Origin of the sequence: Serratia sp. CY71090, assembly GCF_052166845.1 — a bacterium.
Lineage (GTDB): Bacteria > Pseudomonadota > Gammaproteobacteria > Enterobacterales > Enterobacteriaceae > Serratia > Serratia nematodiphila.
Window position 1 is genome coordinate 17,816 of the sequence record NZ_JBJNOA010000012.1, and the last position, 17,495, is coordinate 35,310.

17 protein-coding genes are annotated in these 17,495 nt (G+C 59.6%); 3 read left to right on the plus strand and 14 right to left on the minus strand.

The window, feature by feature from the left end:
* Position 1 precedes the first annotated feature (1 nt).
* From ACJ8OK_RS19895 to ACJ8OK_RS19925, 7 genes are all read right to left on the minus strand, one after another.
* On the minus strand, positions 2 to 991 hold the full coding sequence (locus ACJ8OK_RS19895; protein WP_442530882.1) for an ABC transporter permease: 990 nt from the start codon (positions 989 to 991) through the stop codon (positions 2 to 4).
* Positions 984 to 2,483 carry a sugar ABC transporter ATP-binding protein gene (locus ACJ8OK_RS19900; protein ID WP_033631858.1) on the minus strand — a complete coding sequence of 500 codons (1,500 nt, stop codon included), beginning with the start codon at positions 2,481 to 2,483 and terminating at the stop codon, positions 984 to 986. Before ACJ8OK_RS19900 ends, ACJ8OK_RS19895 begins: the two co-directional genes overlap by 8 nt.
* Before the next feature lie 104 nt (positions 2,484 to 2,587).
* Positions 2,588 to 3,574: an autoinducer 2 ABC transporter substrate-binding protein gene (locus ACJ8OK_RS19905; protein ID WP_028128102.1), complete on the minus strand. Its 987-nt coding sequence runs from the start codon at positions 3,572 to 3,574 to the stop codon at positions 2,588 to 2,590.
* 329 nt (positions 3,575 to 3,903) lie between these two features.
* The gene (gene gdhA, locus ACJ8OK_RS19910) at positions 3,904 to 5,247 is read right to left on the minus strand and encodes an NADP-specific glutamate dehydrogenase (RefSeq protein WP_016930438.1); all 1,344 of its coding nucleotides are present in this window, start codon (positions 5,245 to 5,247) and stop codon (positions 3,904 to 3,906) included.
* 199 nt (positions 5,248 to 5,446) lie between these two features.
* On the minus strand, positions 5,447 to 5,884 hold the full coding sequence (gene uspA / locus ACJ8OK_RS19915) for a universal stress protein UspA (RefSeq protein WP_004930988.1): 438 nt from the start codon (positions 5,882 to 5,884) through the stop codon (positions 5,447 to 5,449).
* A gap of 267 nt (positions 5,885 to 6,151) precedes the next feature.
* Complete coding sequence (locus tag ACJ8OK_RS19920) at positions 6,152 to 7,060, minus strand: LysR family transcriptional regulator (protein WP_015379363.1); 909 nt, start codon at positions 7,058 to 7,060, stop codon at positions 6,152 to 6,154.
* A 105-nt stretch (positions 7,061 to 7,165) separates the two neighbouring features.
* A complete protein-coding gene (locus ACJ8OK_RS19925; RefSeq protein WP_103086203.1) occupies positions 7,166 to 7,939 on the minus strand; it encodes an SDR family oxidoreductase in 774 nt (257 codons plus the stop codon).
* Positions 7,940 to 8,372: 433 nt separating this feature from the next.
* Here ACJ8OK_RS19925 and uspB point away from each other — a divergent pair, with 433 nt between their 5' ends.
* Positions 8,373 to 8,708, plus strand: a complete 336-nt coding sequence (gene uspB / locus ACJ8OK_RS19930; protein ID WP_004930978.1) for a universal stress protein UspB — start codon at positions 8,373 to 8,375, stop codon at positions 8,706 to 8,708.
* A 73-nt stretch (positions 8,709 to 8,781) separates the two neighbouring features.
* On the opposite strand, the gene pitA is transcribed toward uspB, so the two are convergent.
* The gene (pitA, locus tag ACJ8OK_RS19935) at positions 8,782 to 10,284 is read right to left on the minus strand and encodes an inorganic phosphate transporter PitA (RefSeq protein ID WP_015379362.1); all 1,503 of its coding nucleotides are present in this window, start codon (positions 10,282 to 10,284) and stop codon (positions 8,782 to 8,784) included.
* 300 nt (positions 10,285 to 10,584) lie between these two features.
* Here pitA and ACJ8OK_RS19940 point away from each other — a divergent pair, with 300 nt between their 5' ends.
* Positions 10,585 to 11,784 (plus strand): NAD(P)/FAD-dependent oxidoreductase, encoded by a 1,200-nt coding sequence (locus ACJ8OK_RS19940; RefSeq protein WP_060557909.1) that lies wholly within the window; start codon positions 10,585 to 10,587, stop codon positions 11,782 to 11,784.
* 28 nt (positions 11,785 to 11,812) lie between these two features.
* Here ACJ8OK_RS19940 and add read toward each other — a convergent pair whose 3' ends face one another.
* Both add and ACJ8OK_RS19950 read right to left on the minus strand, forming a co-directional pair.
* Positions 11,813 to 12,805 (minus strand): adenosine deaminase, encoded by a 993-nt coding sequence (gene add / locus ACJ8OK_RS19945; RefSeq protein WP_033631862.1) that lies wholly within the window; start codon positions 12,803 to 12,805, stop codon positions 11,813 to 11,815.
* 9 nt (positions 12,806 to 12,814) lie between these two features.
* The gene (locus ACJ8OK_RS19950; RefSeq protein WP_049240478.1) at positions 12,815 to 13,756 is read right to left on the minus strand and encodes a nucleoside hydrolase; all 942 of its coding nucleotides are present in this window, start codon (positions 13,754 to 13,756) and stop codon (positions 12,815 to 12,817) included.
* A 160-nt stretch (positions 13,757 to 13,916) separates the two neighbouring features.
* Here ACJ8OK_RS19950 and ACJ8OK_RS19955 point away from each other — a divergent pair, with 160 nt between their 5' ends.
* Entirely contained in the window at positions 13,917 to 14,600 is a 684-nt protein-coding gene (locus ACJ8OK_RS19955; RefSeq protein WP_060557904.1) for a Crp/Fnr family transcriptional regulator, read from the plus strand.
* On the opposite strand, the gene ACJ8OK_RS19960 is transcribed toward ACJ8OK_RS19955, so the two are convergent.
* The 4 genes from ACJ8OK_RS19960 to ACJ8OK_RS19975 all read right to left on the minus strand — a co-directional run bounded on the left by ACJ8OK_RS19960 (position 14,597) and on the right by ACJ8OK_RS19975 (position 17,459).
* Entirely contained in the window at positions 14,597 to 15,016 is a 420-nt protein-coding gene (locus ACJ8OK_RS19960; RefSeq protein ID WP_060557902.1) for a VOC family protein, read from the minus strand. The two genes, ACJ8OK_RS19955 and ACJ8OK_RS19960, sit on opposite strands and share 4 nt — an antisense overlap.
* A gap of 126 nt (positions 15,017 to 15,142) precedes the next feature.
* On the minus strand, positions 15,143 to 15,559 hold the full coding sequence (locus tag ACJ8OK_RS19965) for an SRPBCC family protein (protein ID WP_031300306.1): 417 nt from the start codon (positions 15,557 to 15,559) through the stop codon (positions 15,143 to 15,145).
* Positions 15,560 to 15,595: 36 nt separating this feature from the next.
* Positions 15,596 to 16,393: an SDR family NAD(P)-dependent oxidoreductase gene (locus tag ACJ8OK_RS19970; RefSeq protein ID WP_033633560.1), complete on the minus strand. Its 798-nt coding sequence runs from the start codon at positions 16,391 to 16,393 to the stop codon at positions 15,596 to 15,598.
* A 55-nt stretch (positions 16,394 to 16,448) separates the two neighbouring features.
* On the minus strand, positions 16,449 to 17,459 hold the full coding sequence (locus tag ACJ8OK_RS19975; RefSeq protein ID WP_033631865.1) for an aldo/keto reductase: 1,011 nt from the start codon (positions 17,457 to 17,459) through the stop codon (positions 16,449 to 16,451).
* Positions 17,460 to 17,495: the final 36 nt, after the last annotated feature.

Genomic DNA, 17,495 nt, shown 5'->3' on the forward strand with positions numbered 1-17,495 from the left:
GTCAGATCTCCTTGAGCAGCTTGCGTTTTTCGTTCCAGGCGGTGGTGCTGATGCTGATCAAAATGATCGCGCCGCTGAATACCTGGTGCCAATAGGCCGAGACGCTGAGCAGCGTCAGCCCGTTTTGCAGGAAGGCCAGCAGCACCACGCCGAGCAGGGTGCCGGTCAACGATCCGCGGCCGCCGCTCATGCTGGTGCCGCCCAGCACCACCGCCGCCAACACCGTCAGCTCGAAACCGAGCAGCGAGTTGGGCGCCACCGACTGGGTGATTTGCGCCTGCACCACCGCCGCGACGCCGGCCAGAATGCCCATATAGCCGTAGACGCAAAAATGCAGCCGCAGCAGATTCAGCCCCAGGCGCGACGCCGCGTCGCGATTGCCGCCCATGGCGTAGATCTGGCGCCCCAGCCGGGTGCGGTTCATCAGCACGCCGGTGACGACGATGGTCGCCAGCAGGCACAGCAGCGGCAGCGTCAGGCCGTAGTCGTAGCCGTCGGCGCCCTGGAACGAGAACCAGTTGATGCCGTTCATGAACCAGTCAGGGAAGCCGTACAGCCAGGTGCCGTTGGTGGCGTATACCAGCAGGCCGTAGAGCAGGTTAAGGGTGGCGATGGTGATGATGATCGCCGGCACCTTGAGCCAATACCCCAGGAAACCGTTCACCAGCCCGAGCAGCAGGCCGACGCCGATCGCCAGGGCGAACGCCAACGGGAAGCTGCCGCCGTGCTGGATCACCCAACTGGCCATCACGTATTGGGCGATGGCGGTGATCGCCGGGAACGAAATGTCGATGCCGCCGGCGATCAGCACCACGAACAGCCCGCAGGCCAGAATGCCGAGAATGGCGTAGCTGGTGGCGACGTCGGTCAGGTTACCGAGCGTCAGAAACTCATCGGTGCCGGCGCTCAGGCCGATCGCCAGCAGCAGCACCAGCAGGCCGAGATAAAACTCGTGCCGCCCGGCCAGGCGGGCCAATAATGACTTATCCATTCACCACCTCGGCGATCTGTTGTTCGGTACTCTGGTGCGGCGCGAATTCGGCGATCAGCTCGCCCTTGCGCATCACCATCACCCGATGGCTGTTGTAATAGGCTTCCGGGATCTCGTCGCAGATCATCAGCACCGCCATGCCCAGCTGCGCCAGATCGCGGGCGATCTGGTAGATCCCCTCTTTGTTGGCGATGTCCACGCCGACGGTAGGCGAGTCGAGGATCAGGATCTTCGGCTGAGTCGCTACCCATTTGGCGATGGCGATGCGCTGGGCGTTGCCGCCGGACAGGGTCTTCACCGGCAATGCGCTGTCGGACACCTTGATGTTCAAATCGCGGATCAGCCGGTTGACCAGCTCGGTCGCCTTGGCGTGATCCAGCAATCCAAGCGAGGTATGCAGCCGATCGAAGACGGTGACGATGGTGTTGTCGTAGATCGATTGCTCCATGATCAATCCCTGCGTCAGACGATCCTCCGACACATAGCCGATGCCGTGGCGCACCGCTTCGCGGTTGTTGTGCAGCTGCACCGCTTGGCCCTCGATGCGGATCTCGCCGCTGTCCGGCCGCGTCATGCCGAACAGGCTGAGGCACAGTTCGGTGCGGCCGGCGCCGAGCAGGCCGACGATCGAGACGATCTCGCCGCCGCGCAGCGCCAGATTGACGTTGCGGTATTTCTCGCCGCGGCTGAGGTTGCGCACCTCGAGCAGCGGCGCCTGTTCGGCCGGCGGCAGCGGCGGTAGCGGGCTGTAGTGGAAGCGTTGGCCGGTCATCAGGAACGCCAGTTCATGGCTGTCCAGTTCGCTGGCCGGCCAGGTGCCCACCAGCTTGCCGTCGCGCATCACGCTGATGCGATCGGCGACTTCCATCACTTCATCCAATCGGTGGCTGACGAACACCACGCAGATGCCGGCTGCTTTCAATTCGTTGACCACCCGCAGCAGGCCGTCGACCTCCTGGCGGGTCAGCGAGGCGGTCGGTTCGTCCATGATAACCAACCGCGCTTCGGCGGCGATGGCGCGGCAAATCGCCACCAGCTGCCGATCGGCGATCGACAGTTTTTCCACCTTTTTATCGGGATCGATGCGCACGCCGACCCGCGCCATGGCGTCCAGCGCCGTCTGGCGCATCAATCGCTTGCGCACCCAGAAGCGGCCGCCGGGCAGGTAACGGTGGATGGCGATGTTTTCCGCCACCGTCAGGTTAGGGAACAGCGACAGGTCCTGGTAGATCACCTGTATGCCGTAATAACCGGACAGCTGCGGCGTCAGGGCGTGGAAGAGTTTGCCTTCCAGCGAAATGTTGGCGCCTTTTTCCGGCTGATAGACGCCGGAGATGATTTTAATAATGGTGCTTTTGCCGCAGCCGTTTTGCCCGGCCAGGCAGTGCACTTCGCCAATATTGAGCGTCAGGTTGATCTGGTCTAATGCCAGCACGCCTGGGAATCGCTTGCTGATATTCTCCAGGGTGATAAATGCGGGGGAGGCTGTCATAACGTTAACCTGTGCTTGCGTAGCGGCCGAAGCCCTGGGCGCAGCAGGCTGCGCCCCTACGAGGGTTTAACTACTTTCCCGGTGTAGCGAAATTACGCGAAAAATCAGAATCCGAGCGATTTGGCGTTGTCTTTGGTCACTTCCAGAATCTTATTAAACCGAATCACTTTGTGTTCCATATCGACGTCGGCCTTGCCGAGGCCCTCGATCGACAGGTCTTTGTTCACGTCCTTGCCCTGCAGCAGCTGATCGGCCACCGTCACCAGCGCATAACCGGCGTCTTTCGGATCCCACAGCAGCGCTTTCTTGATGTCGCCGCGCATCAGGTAAGGGGCGGCCTGCGCCGGCATGGCGATGCCCACCACCGCAATTTTGTCCTTGGCGCGCTTCTTGGCCACCGCCTGGCCGGCGCCGATCGGGCCGAGCGAGCCGAAGCCGATGATGCCTTTCATCTGCGGATAGGTTTTCATCAGATCCAGCGTGGTGGCGTAGGATTTGTCGATGCTTTCCGCCACCGGCAAGCGCGAGGTGACTTCAAACATGTCCGGGTATTTTTCTTTCTGATACTTGATGGCGGAATCGGCCCAGGCGTTGTGCAGCGGCACGGTCAGCGAGCCGACGTAGATCGCGTAGCCGCCTTTGCCGCCCATGTCTTTCGCCAGCTCATCGACGTTGGCCTGCGCGTATTTCTCGCTGTCGATGGTCTCGATGTCCCACTGGCCGATCTGCTGGTCCGGGGATTCATGGGTCAGCACCACGATGCCTTTGTCACGCGCTTTTTTCAGCACCGGCTCCAGCACTTTGGCGTCGTTCGGCACCACGATGATGGCGTTGACGTTCTTGGCGATCAGATCCTCAATCACCTTGACCTGTGCGGCCGGATCCGGCGTAGAAGGGCCGGTCTGGTAGGCGTTGACGTCGAGTTTTTTCGCCGCTTCGTTGACGCCCACTTCCATGCGGTTGAACCACGGAATGCCGGTCACTTTGGCGACCACGGCAATCTCATATTTATCAGCGGCGAACACAGGTGTTGTCGATAACATGCACGCAGAAACCACACATGCATTTAATAATGCGAGGTTAAATTTCATTAGCTGTACCTTTTTTTATCTGTAGGGGTGGCGGTTTTTCCACCGCTGCAGATTACAAAGGAATGGAAGAGGGGGCGTAGCCGAAGTTAACGAAATGTGATCTGCGCATATTTAAGTAAAATATTAGCGGTTTTAGTGTTAAATAAATGTTTAATTATTTGTCGGTGGTAAATTTACTACCAACTAATAGGTTGTAAATAACTTTTTATTAACTTTTAATTAACGTTTGTGCATCATTTTGATGGCTTGGACGCGGAAAAAAATGCCGGCGCAGAGGCCGGCATTGAAGCATTTAATCGATGTGTGAACAAGATCACCTTTGCGCCCGATTACAGCACGCCCTGCGCCAGCATCGCCTCCGCAACCTTGACGAAACCGGCGATATTCGCGCCGTGTACATAGTGGGTTTGCTTGCCCTCGCCGCCGTATTCCACGCAGGCATGGTGAATATCCGCCATGATATGTTGTAAACGTACATCCACTTTTTCCGCCCGCCAGCCGATGCGCGCGGCGTTTTGCGCCATCTCCAGCCCCGAGGTGGCCACGCCGCCGGCGTTGGCCGCCTTGCCGGGCGCGAACAGCACCCCGGCGTCGAGGAAGGCGTCGGTGGCCTGGATGGTGGTCGGCATGTTGGCGCCTTCCGCCACCGCTTTCACCCCGTTGCGGATCAGCGTCTGCGCCGCCTCGAGATCCAACTCGTTCTGGGTGGCGCACGGCAGGGCGATATCCACCGGCACGCTCCACGGCTGCTGGCCCGCCAGATACGTCAGACCGCGCTCACGGGCATAGTCCGCCACCCGGCCGTAACGCTGGTTCTTGATCTCCGCCAGGTGCGCCAGCTTCTCGGTGGTGAAGCCGTCTTCGTCCACCAGAGTGCCGCCGGAATCCGATACGGTGATCACGCGCGCATCCAGCTCCAGCGCTTTCTCGATGGTGTACTGCGCCACGTTGCCGGAGCCGGATACCGCCACCCGCATGCCCTCAAAGCCCAGGCCGTGGCGCTGCAGCATGGCGTCGGTAAAGTACACCAGGCCGTAGCCGGTCGCCTCGGGGCGGATCAGACTGCCGCCGAAGGAGAGGCCCTTGCCGGTAAACACGCAGGCGGTGTTGTTGGACAGTTTTTTCATCATGCCGGCCATAAAGCCGACTTCACGGCCGCCGACGCCGATGTCCCCGGCCGGCACGTCGGTGTCCGGGCCCAAGTGGCGATACAGCTCGGTCATCAGTGCCTGGCAGAAGCGCATGATCTCGCCCTGGCTTTTGCCCTTGGGATCGAAATCGGAGCCGCCTTTGCCGCCGCCCATCGGCAGGGTGGTCAGCGCATTCTTGAAGGTCTGCTCAAAGCCGAGGAACTTCAGGATCGACAGGTTTACCGACGGGTGGAAGCGCATGCCGCCCTTGTAGGGGCCGATGGCCGAGTTGAACTGCACGCGGAAGGCGCGATTGACCTGCACCTGGCCGCGATCGTCCACCCAGCTGACGCGGAACTGAATGATACGCTCGGGCTCCACCAGGCGCTCCAGCAGCGCCTGTTCGCGATAGCGCGGGTTGCGCTCGATAAATGGCCACAGCGAGGTGAACACTTCGCGCACCGCCTGCAGATATTCCGGCTGGTGAGGGTTATGGCGTTGTAACGAGGACAGGAAAGACTCTACCGATACGGCATATTCCATGGATAACTCCTTTTCGCATTAAATTTCCCCCGCTATTTCTTATAAATATGGGTATAGGCGATGCTCGGGGGAGGATGTTGTGTCTTTAGCGACTATATCATCGGAGGGCGGTTGATTATCAAGCGATTAATCGGCGTGGCGGCATGAAAAACGCCCGCAGGGCGCGGGCGTTGGTCAGTTAAGTTAGCAAACGCTTACTTCATTCGTCTTCTTCATCGCGCAGCGGCACGATCAGCATATCGATGTGCACGGTATTGATCAGCTGGCGCGCGGAAGACATCAGCTTGCTCCAGAAGTCCTGATGGTGGCCGCACAGCACCAGGTCCATATCGTATTTCTTGATGGCGTCCACCAGCACCTGCGCCAGATCGCCGCTGCCGCTCAGGGTCTCGGTGATCGGGTAGCCGGCGTTTTGCGACAGCTCGGTCAGCGCCTGATGGGTTTCTTCAGAGATGCGTTTTTGCATGTCGCCGAGATTGACGTCGATAAGGCCGGTATAGAGGTCGGAATAGTTGACATCGACGTGGATCAGAGAAACTTTGGCGTTATACGGCCGCGCCATAGAGACGGCTTTTTCTACCAGGATCTTGCTTTCCGGGGATAGGTCTACCGCGATCAATATGTGTTTGTAAGCCATAAGAATACTCCTTCCATAAACATGCCGATTAAAAAGGGTTAGCAGGCGTTCCGTGTACCCGCCTGGCGCTGTTGGTTCCATAGTATCATTCGGATAACGCAATGATATGTTGGGGCGATCACACTGCGCCGCATCGAAAATCTCTGCGCACGATACCTTTCGTTGTACACCCGCGCGGCGAAAAAGCCTAAGGGTTATGCGGGTTTTAACGGTCTGACCGCTTGAGTTATAAGCGTTATTAAACAAAGTATAGCGCTAAATGTGCAATCAGCGCTCCAGATGCGGCTGCAGCAGGCTTTCAAACCACTCATGAAACACCGCCAAACGGCGGGAACGCTGGCGGCGATGGGGGTAGATCAGGGCGATCGGCATGGAGGCGGCGCGGTAACCGGGCAGGACTTCCACCAGTTCACCGGCGTCGAGCAGGTGTTGCACGTCGTAGCGCGGGATTTGCATCAGCCCCAGCCCGGCGCGGCAGCAGGCGATATAGCTTTCGGCGTTGTTGACCACCACCCGGCTGGGTAGTTCGAGCCGTTGCGTATGGCCGTCGCCGGTCAGGTATTCCCAGGGGGATTCGCGGCCGGTCCTGGGTGAGGCGTAGCCGATGCTCCAGTGCCCCTCGGCAAGATCGCCGGGGTGGAGCGGATGACCGAATTCGCTCAGGTAGGCGGGGCTGGCGCAGTTGATCAGCGCGATATGGCCGAGCGGGCGCATCACCAGGCTGCTGTCGTGCAGATCGCCGACGCGCACCGCGCAGTCGACCCCCTCCTGCACCAGATCGATGGCGCGATCGGCGGAGCCGAGCACCAGCTGCAGGTGAGGATGGCGCCGCAGCAAGCCGGGCAGCGCCGGAGCGATCAGCCGGCGGGCGATGCGGCTCGGCACGTCGACGCTGAGCCGTCCGGAGGCCTGCCGTTGGCTGGCCTGAAATGACTGATCGATGTCTTCCACTTCGGCCAGCAGCGGGCGCAGCCGCTCGAGCAGCTGTTCGCCGTCGGCGGTCAGCCGCACCTGCCGCGTGGTGCGGTGCAGCAGGCGCACGCCCAGCTGCGTTTCCAATTGCTGCACGGCGGCGGAGACCGAGGCGCGCGGCACCTCCAGCGCATGGGCCGCTCGGATAAAGCTGCCCATTTCCGCCACCTGTACGAATACGCGGTATTGATTGAATCTGTCCATCTCGCTGATCTGCTGTTCCTTGGCGCCGTTTCTGACAGTAGAGTGTAGCCGCATGGCGCGGTTGCGTGCGAGCAGGTGCGGGGGCGATAGGTGCCCCCGCCGGGTTCATTTGGTGGTGTAGCCGCCGTTGATCAGGATGGTTTGGCCGGTTACCCACCAGCCGTCGCTGACCAGATGGCGGATGAACGGCACCACGTCTTCGATATCGGTCAGGCCGGTTTGGCTGAACGGCGACAGCGCCGCCGCCGTCTTGTGGTAGGCCACGGCGTCCGCACCCTCTGCCGGGTAGAAGAACGGGGTGTCCATCGGGCCGGGGCCGACCGCCGTCACGGAGATGCCGCGCTCGCCGAACTCCTTGGCGGCGGCGCGGGTGAAGTGCTCCACCGGCGCTTTGGTGCCGGCATAAGCGGCGTAGAACGGCGTGAAGGCGCCGAGCAGCGAGGTGACCAGCGTGCAGATTTTGCCGTTGTCGTTAAGGTGCTTACCCGCTTCTTTCAGGAAGAAGAACGCGGTTTTGGCGTTGACCGCCGTCATCTCGTCGTACTCGGCTTCGCTGATGTCGATCATCGGCTTTTTCAGCACCTTGCCGACGGTATTGATGGCGATATCCGGCTTGCCGACGGCGGCGACAGCATCGGCGAACAGCTTCTCGACCGCGCCTGCGGTGGTCAGATCGGCCTGCAGCGCGACACCTTGCGCCCCGGCGGCCTGAATGGCGGCGACGGTTTTCTCCGCTTCGGCTTTGGAAGCGGCGCTGTTGTAGTGGATCACCACCGCTTTGGCGCCTTGTTCAGCCAAATCGCGCGCGATCAGCCCGCCGAGGTTTTTGGCGCCGCCGGCGATGAGGACGGTTTTTCCCTTGATTGAATGGTTTGCCATAACAGTTTCCTTGGATGAGCGTAACGGAAACCTGAGTCTAGCCAGCGTGGGGGGAAAGATCAGCGGCGTGGCGCGGGATAGACTATCCAGAAAAGCGACATAATCGAAACGGACGGTTATCGCTTATAACGCCCCGGCAGGTGACTTTTCGGTACAGGGCGGTAAATTTTATCCACTGCTCAGGCCAGTTTGCGTTCCATTAACCTACAATGATGGATATGGGCCTCACCATTTCTCCTCTGAGTAGAACCATGCCGTGCAAATCTCTCTGTGCGGCGCGGCAACGTCTTTGGAGGCGGTGGGTTATGGGCGTGGCTCGTGCAGGCAAAAAAAGGGGATGAGAGCGGTAAGCTCCAGCAGAGTATCGGGTAATGAGGTAGGGCGGTTGGACCCGGCGGATGGCCGCGGATAACAACGCCTTGAGGGGGTAATCATGATCAGTACCGTCGCGCTGTTTTGGGCCTTATGTGTGGTGTGTGTGGTAAACATGGTGCGGTATTACTCTTCTCTGCGCGCGTTGCTGGTGGTATTGCGCGGCTGTGACCCGTTGCTGTACCAATACGTCGACGGCGGCGGCTTCTTCACCGCCCACGGCCAACCCAGCAAGCAGCTGAGGCTGGTGCGCTATATCTTTGCGCAGCGCTATGTCGAGCACCACGATCCGGAGTTTATTCGCCGCTGTGAGCGGGTGCGCGGGCAGTTTATGCTGACCTCGGCCCTGTGCGGCTTGGTGGTCATCTGCCTGATAGCGATGATGATTTGGTATTAATGCCTTTCTGTTTCCCTTGATGCAGGCAAAAAAAAGGCGGCCCTGCGGCCGCCTTCCTCATGATGCTTGTCGCTTAGATCAGCTTCAACGCAATCCAATACAGCGCACCGGAAAGCAGAATCGAGATTGGCAGGGTCAGTACCCAGGCCAACAGGATGTTCTTCACGGTTTTGCTCTGCACGCCGCCGCCGTCCACGATCATCGTCCCGGCAACCGCCGAAGAGAGGACGTGGGTGGTGGAGACCGGCATGCCGGTATAGCTCGCCACGCCGATCGACAGCGCCGCGGTCATCTGGGCCGATACGCCCTGGGCGTAGGTCATGCCTTTCTTGCCGATCTTCTCGCCGATGGTGGTGGCCACGCGTTTCCAGCCCACCATGGTACCGAGCGACAGCGCCAGCGCGACGGCGACGATGATCCACATCGGCGCGTACTCGACGGTCTGCAGCAGATCCTGACGCAGGTTCTTCAGGAAGCGCTGGTCGGCGGATGAGGTTTCCGGCAGCTTGGCGACTTTATCCGCCGTGTCGGTCACGCACATCAGCAGGCGGCGCAGGTGGCTGCGCTGGTCAACCGTCAGCTGATCGTAGCTTTGCAGGTTGGTCAGCATGCCCTGAGCCAGCTCGATCGCCGGCATGGCGCGCGAACTGTCGCAGTGGAACTCGGCCGGTTTGCCAGACGCCGCTTCGTCATCCGGGCTTGGCACCAGCGGCGTCAGCGACACCGCATGCGACAGCGCGTCGCCGTGCTGCTGGTAATATTGCTGCAGGTGGGTCACGGCGTCACGCGTACGGGTGATGTCATAACCGGTTGCATTCATATTGACCACGAAGCCGGCCGGCGCAACGCCGATCAACACCAGCATGATAAGGCCGATGCCTTTCTGGCCGTCGTTGGCGCCGTGCGAGAAGCTGACGCCAATCGCCGACAGGATCAGCGCGATACGGGTCCAGAACGGCGGCTTGCGTTTGCCGTCGACCTTTTCACGTTCCGCAGGGGTCATGTGGATACGCTGGCGTTTCTTGGTGCCACTCCAATAGCGGCGCAAGGCGAACACCATCACTCCCGCCACCATCATGCCGACCAGCGGCGAGAACAGCAGAGAAAGGAAAATGCCAATCATTTTCGGGACGTTAAGCGCATCCACTACCGAAGTGTGGGTCATCAGGGCGTTGGTTAAACCGACACCGATGATTGCGCCTATCAGCGTATGGGAACTGGAGGCCGGCAGACCGAAATACCAGGTGCCGAGGTTCCAGATGATTGCCGCCAACAGCATGGAGAAGACCATGGCTAATCCGTGTGCTGAACTGACGTTCAACAACAGATCGGTAGGCAGCAAGTGGACGATGGCGTAAGCAACACTCAAACCGCCGAGCATTACGCCAAGAAAGTTGAACAAACCTGCCATCACGACCGCAAGTTGCGAGCGCATGGCGCGGGTATAAATAACTGTAGCGACCGCATTGGCCGTATCATGAAAACCGTTGATGGCTTCATAAAACAACACGAACAACAATGCGAGAATTAACATCAGGCCGGTATGGAAATCCAGGCCAGCGAACAAATGCAGCATAAGCGTTACGCCAGTTTGTGGACATGAACGCCGCGCATTATCAGTGACAACCGGGGCCGGGGAAAAGGAAAATATGACGTTTTTTTGATTTGGACATGACGAAACGATGACGCGCCTATAACAAAAATATTGAATATCAACGCGTTATTCTCCTCTGACCTCTGTAATATTTTCTTACTGTGGCGTTGGCGGCGCCGGGGCTTTACAATCTGCCGCCGTGAATTTGGCGGTGACCGGCGGCGAAACGGCGTAATATGGCGCTCTTTTGTCGCGATTGTGGTTTTGATAAGTGAGGCTCAGGTGGAACAGTTTGATGTCGTAGTGATTGGGGCGGGTGCCGCCGGCATGTTTTGCGCCGCGCAGGCGGGGCAACTCGGTTGCCGCGTGTTGCTGCTCGACAACGGCAAAAAACCGGGCCGCAAGATCCTGATGTCCGGCGGTGGGCGCTGCAACTTTACCAACATGTACGCCGAACCGGCGGCCTATCTGTCGAACAACCCGCACTTCTGCAAGTCGGCGCTGGCGCGCTACACCCAGTGGGACTTCATCGATCTGATCAACCGCTACGGCATCGCCTACCATGAAAAAACGCTGGGGCAGCTGTTCTGCGACGATTCGGCGCAGCAGGTGGTGGATCTGCTGGTCAAAGAGTGCGAGCTGGGCCAGGTGACGATGCGCCTGCGCAGCGAAGTGCTGGGCGTGGAGAAAACCGAGAACGGCTACCAGCTGGCGCTCAATGGCGAAAAGGTAAGTGCTCGCTCACTTGTGGTGGCCAGCGGCGGATTATCCATGCCGGGGTTGGGCGCCTCGCCGTTCGGTTACAAACTGGCGGAGCAGTTCGGCCTCAAAGTGCTGCCGACGCGCGCCGGGCTGGTGCCTTTTACCCTGCATAAGCCGCTGCTGGAGCATGTGCAGACGCTATCCGGCGTGTCGGTGCCGGCGGTGATCACCGCCGAGAACGGCGTCAGCTTCCGCGAAAGCATCCTGTTTACCCACCGTGGCCTCTCCGGGCCGGCGGTATTGCAGCTGTCCAGCTACTGGCAACCGGGTGAGTATGTGAGCGTTAACTTACTTCCTGAGCTTGATCTGGCGGGCTTCCTGGATAACCAACGCCAAGAGCACCCGAACCAAAGCCTGAAAAACACCCTGGCGCTGCATTTGCCGAAGCGGCTGGTGGAGTGCTTGCAGACCCTGGGACAACTGCCGGAGGCGACGCTGAAGCAGCTGAATGCGCCGCAACAAGCGGCGCTGGTTGATCTGTTGCAGAACTGGCGCGTGCAGCCGAACGGCACCGAAGGCTACCGCACGGCGGAAGTGACGCTCGGCGGCGTCGACACCAACGAACTTTCTTCCAAGACGATGGAGGCCCACAAGGTGCCGGGGCTCTATTTCATCGGCGAAGTGGTGGACGTGACCGGGTGGCTGGGTGGCTACAACTTCCAGTGGGCCTGGAGTTCGGCCTGGGCCTGCGCCCAGGCGCTGGCGGCGCAGGGGCGTTAAAACCCGCGCAGCCTTGACACGTGCCGGGTCACGTTGGCCCGGCCTTGAGCTGATTCATTAATTTCATTTTAGTGTTGCCGTCGAGAAAACTCGCCTCCAGCGCCTGTCGGTTGCTGCGGTTAAAATCGTCATCCTGCCAGCCGAAGGCGTCATGCAACAGCTGGTACTCCTTGTTCAGCGTGGTGTCGGCGACGGTGCGCGCATCGGTATTCACGTTCAGCCGCACTCCCATCCTTTTCAGCCGATCTATCGGATGATCGTCGATGCTGTCGAACAGATTGCAGACGAGATTGCAGCTGGGGCAGATCTCGAGCAGGACGCCGGTGGCTATCAGACGCTCGATAAGGGCAGCATCCTCGATGCTCCTGACGCCGTGGCCGATGCGCGACACCTGTAGCCGCTCCAGCGTTTCCCGTACGCTGTCGGCGCCCTTCGCCTCGCCGGCGTGGGCGATGACGTTGCCGCCGGCTTCGCGCACCGCCCGAAAGGCCGCTACGTGATTGGCCAGCGGGTAACGCGCTTCATCGGCGGCCAAATCCAGCGCCGCCACGCCGCTTCCCTGATAATCGATAACCAGTTTCGCCGTTTGCAGGCTGGCGGCCGCGTCGAAATGTCGCAGCGTGCACAGGATCAGCCCGGCGGCGATGCCGTAAGCCCGTGATGCGTGATGCATGGCCGCCAGCACCGTCTCGACCACCGTTTCGCCGGTTAATCCCAGCCGGGTATGCAGCAGCGGCGCGAAGCGCAGCTCGGCATAGATGACATTATCCGCCGCCAACTGCGCGAATAAGTCCCCGACGGCCAGCGTTATCGCCTGGCGTGTCTGTAATAGATCTATTTGCGGCGCTATCTTGCTTAAAAAGTTCCCCAGATCGGCGCATCGCTTCGGCGCGATAAATTGCCGATTAAATGCCGCTCTGGTTATTTGCGGGTCGACCTTTTTGACATAGTGGTAGCTTAAACAGGTATCCAAATGGACGTGTAATTCCACTTTCTTCAATTTTCTTGGATCGAATTTCATACGGGCCACTTATTTCATTAACGGCTGAGATAACAACGAGAACAGCTTTTCTTTAAACAGGCCGGGTTTGATGCGGGTGATCACGCGCGCATTGGCCGGTTCGCCGGTCAGGTGGGTGGAATCGATGACGTAATGGCCGTAAGAGCTTTCACTTTTATATTCAACCCAGGAATACGCCTCCAGACTGGTTTCGACGATGTCCGGGTAGAGCGCCACCGCCATGGTGGTCGGATCGGGCAAATCAAAGCCTTTACGTTCGGTGCGCATGGCGTTGAACGCCATCAGCGTGCGATTGCAGCGCACGGCAAAGCGCCCCAGTTCGCCGAGATTATTCAATCGCTCTATATCGCGTTCGTTGATAAATGCTTCCCCCATGCCGATCTCCCAGCCAACGAGGGTGAGCGGCAGCCCGGCAGTGAGCACCAGATGCGCGGCCTCGGCATCGGCGTAAAAATTAAATTCGGCCAGCGGGGTGATATTGCCGGGCATCAGCCCGGAACCGCCCATCACATAAACCCTCTTCACTTTTTCGGCCAGCGTGGGCGCTTTCAGCACCGCCATCGCGAGATTGGTCAACGGCCCGAGGGTGACGATTTCCAGCTCGCCATTGAGCCGTGCGGCGCAGTCGATGATGGCGTCCACGGCATGAACGGGTTCGGCGCTCTGGCGCGGATCGGGCAAGGCCATGTCGCCCATGCCGTCTTCGCCGTGAATATGGTGCGAATGATAACGCGTTCGCAAAAGCGGTTTCGCCATGCCGGCATAAACCGGGGGCGCATAGGTTCCCGCTTTTTCCACGCAGATAAGTGCATTTTTGACGCACTGTTCAAGCGGGCAGTTTCCCGCGACGGTGGTGATCGCTTCCACCTTCACGTCGGGTGCGCGCAACGCCATCAGCAGCGCGACGGCATCGTCGGAAGCGGTATCGGTGTCTATCAGAATATGTCGCATGGCCATCTCCTCGGGTGGGCTATGCGGAGAAAGTACCCAGACGACCTAAGGCAAAAAAGGTCAGATGTCCTTTTTCGTTCTGAAGCGCGTCGGCTATGCTGAACGCAGTCGAAAGCGAGGATGTAAGACGTTTAAGGATGAGCCCTGGGAGTGAATCGCCTTGAAAACGGTCGGTGACAGCAAGCTAAAAGAAGCTTTTATCGACGCTCACGATCTGCGAACGGCGCTTTCGCCCACGCTGCTCGCCGCACTGCGCCTGGTCAGCGTCGAAGCCGGCGAATACCTGGTGACGCAAAGCGATCGTTTGACCCACCTGTTTTTTCTCGTACAGGGAAAATTGCAGGTTGAGAATTTTGATGTGAATGGCGCGCACATTGTCTTTTCCTTCGAAACGGATTTCTCGGTGATTGGCGATCTGGAACTGTTTTCCCAGGCACAGCGCACGCTGTTCAGCACCGTGCAGGCGGTGACCGACGCGCTGCTCCTCGCGGCACCGATAGAGGCCATCAACAATCACGCCCTGAGCGACCCGGCGTTCCTCACCTTTATCTGCCGGCAATTGAGCAATAAGCTGCTGAATGCCTCTTTGCTGCATGCGAACGGCGCTTTTACGGCGGAGTATAAACTGCGAAAATTTTTATTATTCAAGATAAAGAACGAAGGGGAATTGATTGAGCTGGAAAACCGGGAGGCGCTGGCGGCGAGATTGGGCATCTCCGTCAGACAGCTGAGCCGCGCGCTGGCGCAGCTCGCGGCGGACGGCATCATTCAATTCAAAAACAAATCACTGCGGGTGACGGATCGCCAACGGCTGTCCGACATCAACGGGAGCGCCAGGATCTAGCCGATCGCCGGCCCCTTCAATTCCACGCGATTGCCGTCCGGATCGCTGAAATAAATGGACGGGCCGTCGCCTTCAGCGCCATAGCGCGATTCGGCGGGATCAACGCCGATCCCCTGCGATCGCAGATAGGCCAACAGCTCGTCCTCGTTGAAAGGATCGATGCGCAGGCAGATGTGATCGACATTTTGCCGGTGAGGATCGGGCGCCGAGCCGCCTTTTTTCCCCAACACGCCGTTAATATCCACCAGATCGATCATGGCCGCTCCGGCGCGCAGGTGCATCAGCCCCAAATCCGGCCGCTGTTTGGCGATATCACAGCCGACGATCCGGGTATAAAAATGCAGGCTTTTCTGCATATCGCGCACGCGCAGCACCACATGGTCGATAGTCTTCAGGCTGAAAGGGCGCACGGCCATCTCCTCAAACGGAAGTCTCCTTTACAGCATAAACGGCGCTGGCGGATTTATCCTGCTCCAGAGCTAAAGCAAAAAAGCGGCCGATGGGTTTCACCATCGGCCGTAAGCGTGAGGAGTGTTCACGCATTAGCGCGGGAAGTTGCCGCTCAGCGCATCCAGGCCATCCTGGTAGATGCCATGGAACAGGGCGACGGCTTCGTCGTCGCTGATATTGACCGGCGTGAAGCTGCCCGACCATTCCACGCGCGCCACGTTGGCGTCGTCGGTGGCGTGTACCGACAGGGTGGACAGGTAATTCACCACCGGGAACGGCGCCTGCATGATGGAGTAGCTGTAGCTGCGTTGACGGTTGTCGAACGCTTCCAGCCGCTCGATAACGGTGCCGCCGTCAGAGGTCGTCAAAGTGCGCACGCGGCCGCCTTCAGAAACGACGCTTTTCGGAATGAACGGCAGCCAGTCAGGCAGGGCGTCGAAACCGCCGATCAGTTGCCATACGGTGTCGGCGGATGCCGGGATGTTCATAGATACGGATGTAGTAGCCATTTTCTTTCTCTCTTGATATCGGTTTAGGGTACGGAATTACATTGCCAGGGTGTCGACGACGCCGCCGTCGACGCGCAGCGCCGCGCCGGTAGTGGCCGAAGACAGCGGGGACGCAAGGTAAACGGCCAGGTTGGCCACTTCATCGACGTCCGCCGCGCGTTGAATGATGGAGCTTGGGCGTTCGGTTTTAACGAACTCGTCGGCCTGATCGCGCGCGCTGCGCCCGGATTTGGCCGCCGCTTCCGCCAGCATCTCCTGCAGGCCTTCGGTAAAGGTTGGCCCTGGCAGGATGGCGTTGACCGTCACGCCGGTGCCGGCGAGGCGTTTCGCCAGGCCGTGAGATACCGCCAGGTTGGCGCTTTTGGTCACGCCGTAGTTGATCATATCCGCCGGGATGGCGACGCCGGATTCGGACGACACGAAAATAATGCGTCCCCAGCCCTGTTCGGTCATGCTCTGCGCGTAGTGGCGAGCCAGACGCACGCCCGAGAGGACGTTGACGTTATAGAAGTGCATCCACTCGCTGTCGGGCACGGTAAAGAAGTCTTTATCGTTGAAAATACCGAGGTTGTTGACCAGCACGTCGGCTTTCGGTTCCGCGGCGAACAGGGTTGCAGCCCCTTGTTCGGTGCCGAGATCGGCGACCACCCCGCGTACCTGCGCGCCGGGCACGTTGGCGCTGATATCGGCGATGGCGTTATCGACCCCGACTTTCTGACGGCCGACGATCACCACGGTGGCGCCCGTTTTGGCAAGCCCGCGCGCGATGCCGAGACCGATGCCGGAGGTGGAGCCGCTGACGACGGCGACTTTGCCTGAAAGATCCAGTTTCATCATGTATATCACTCTGTAATGTGGGTAATGGGGCCGGGGGCCGGCCCCATAAAACTTAACGAATCGGCAGCGGCGCGTTGTCGGCCACCAGTTTCTGGCGGCGCATCTCCGCCCAGAACTCAGCCGGGATCGCTGCATCCAGCGCAGCCAGATCTTCGGCCATGCGGCCAGGACGGCTCGAACCGGGGATCACGGCGGCAACGGCCGGGTTAGCCAGCGCAAACTGCAGCGCGGCGGCTTTGACGTCTACCTGGAAGCGAGCGGCGATCTCTTTGATTTTCGCGACTTGCTGGCGAATAGCCGGGGACGCTTTCTGATATTCGAAATGTTCGCCGCCGGCCAGCACGCCGGAGCTGTATGGGCCGCCGACGACGATATCGACATTCTGTTCCAGCGCTTCCGGCATCAGGCGTTGCAGGGCGCGTTCGTGATCCAGCAGGCTGTAGCGGCCGGCCAGCAGGAAGGCATCCGGTTTCGGCTCATCAAGCGCCAGCGTCAGTTCGCAAGGCTCGACGCGGTTGACCCCGAGGCCCCAGGCTTTGATCACGCCTTCGTCACGCAGGCGGGACAGTGCGCGGAAGGCGCCGGTACGGGCGATATTGAACTGTTCCAGCCAGCTGTCGCCGTAGAAATCCTGAGCGACGTCGTGGATCCAGACGATATCCAGACGGTCGGTTTTAAGACGCTTCAGGCTGTGTTCAATGGAGCGAAGCGTGCCGTCTTCCGAGTAGTCGTTCAGGATCTTGTTTTTCAAACCGTGTTCGAACAGGCCGCCTTTCTCACCCAGATCGCGGGCGGCGGGATCTTCCATTTCGTCCAGCATGATGCGGCCCACTTTGGTGCTCAGCACGAACTCATCGCGTGGGTACTGAGAGAGCGCTTCGCCCATGCGAATTTCCGACAGGCCGGAACCGTAAAGCGGTGCGGTGTCGAAGTAGCGGATACCCAAGTCCCAGGCGCTGGTTACGGTAGCCAGCGCTTCTTCTTCTGGAATGGCGCGGAACATATTGCCGAGCGGCGCGCCGCCCAAACCGATCTTGCCGGGTAAAATATTTTTGATGCTCATGGTGAATCCTCAATACGTTATCTTTTCAGGGAAACT

Excerpts from the sequence above, each read along its gene's own strand:
- ACJ8OK_RS19895 (WP_442530882.1), bottom strand. The coding sequence starts at position 991 with ATGGATAAGTCATTATTGGCCCGCCTGGCCGGGCGGCACGAGTTTTAT.
- ACJ8OK_RS19900 (WP_033631858.1), bottom strand. The coding sequence starts at position 2,483 with ATGACAGCCTCCCCCGCATTTATCACCCTGGAGAATATCAGCAAGCGA.
- ACJ8OK_RS19905 (WP_028128102.1), bottom strand. The coding sequence starts at position 3,574 with ATGAAATTTAACCTCGCATTATTAAATGCATGTGTGGTTTCTGCGTGC.
- gdhA (WP_016930438.1), bottom strand. The coding sequence starts at position 5,247 with ATGGAATATGCCGTATCGGTAGAGTCTTTCCTGTCCTCGTTACAACGC.
- uspA (WP_004930988.1), bottom strand. The coding sequence starts at position 5,884 with ATGGCTTACAAACACATATTGATCGCGGTAGACCTATCCCCGGAAAGC.
- ACJ8OK_RS19920 (WP_015379363.1), bottom strand. The coding sequence starts at position 7,060 with ATGGACAGATTCAATCAATACCGCGTATTCGTACAGGTGGCGGAAATG.
- ACJ8OK_RS19925 (WP_103086203.1), bottom strand. The coding sequence starts at position 7,939 with ATGGCAAACCATTCAATCAAGGGAAAAACCGTCCTCATCGCCGGCGGC.
- uspB (WP_004930978.1), top strand. The coding sequence starts at position 8,373 with ATGATCAGTACCGTCGCGCTGTTTTGGGCCTTATGTGTGGTGTGTGTG.
- pitA (WP_015379362.1), bottom strand. The coding sequence starts at position 10,284 with ATGCTGCATTTGTTCGCTGGCCTGGATTTCCATACCGGCCTGATGTTA.
- add (WP_033631862.1), bottom strand. The coding sequence starts at position 12,805 with ATGAAATTCGATCCAAGAAAATTGAAGAAAGTGGAATTACACGTCCAT.
- ACJ8OK_RS19950 (WP_049240478.1), bottom strand. The coding sequence starts at position 13,756 with ATGCGACATATTCTGATAGACACCGATACCGCTTCCGACGATGCCGTC.
- ACJ8OK_RS19960 (WP_060557902.1), bottom strand. The coding sequence starts at position 15,016 with ATGGCCGTGCGCCCTTTCAGCCTGAAGACTATCGACCATGTGGTGCTG.
- ACJ8OK_RS19965 (WP_031300306.1), bottom strand. The coding sequence starts at position 15,559 with ATGGCTACTACATCCGTATCTATGAACATCCCGGCATCCGCCGACACC.
- ACJ8OK_RS19970 (WP_033633560.1), bottom strand. The coding sequence starts at position 16,393 with ATGAAACTGGATCTTTCAGGCAAAGTCGCCGTCGTCAGCGGCTCCACC.
- ACJ8OK_RS19975 (WP_033631865.1), bottom strand. The coding sequence starts at position 17,459 with ATGAGCATCAAAAATATTTTACCCGGCAAGATCGGTTTGGGCGGCGCG.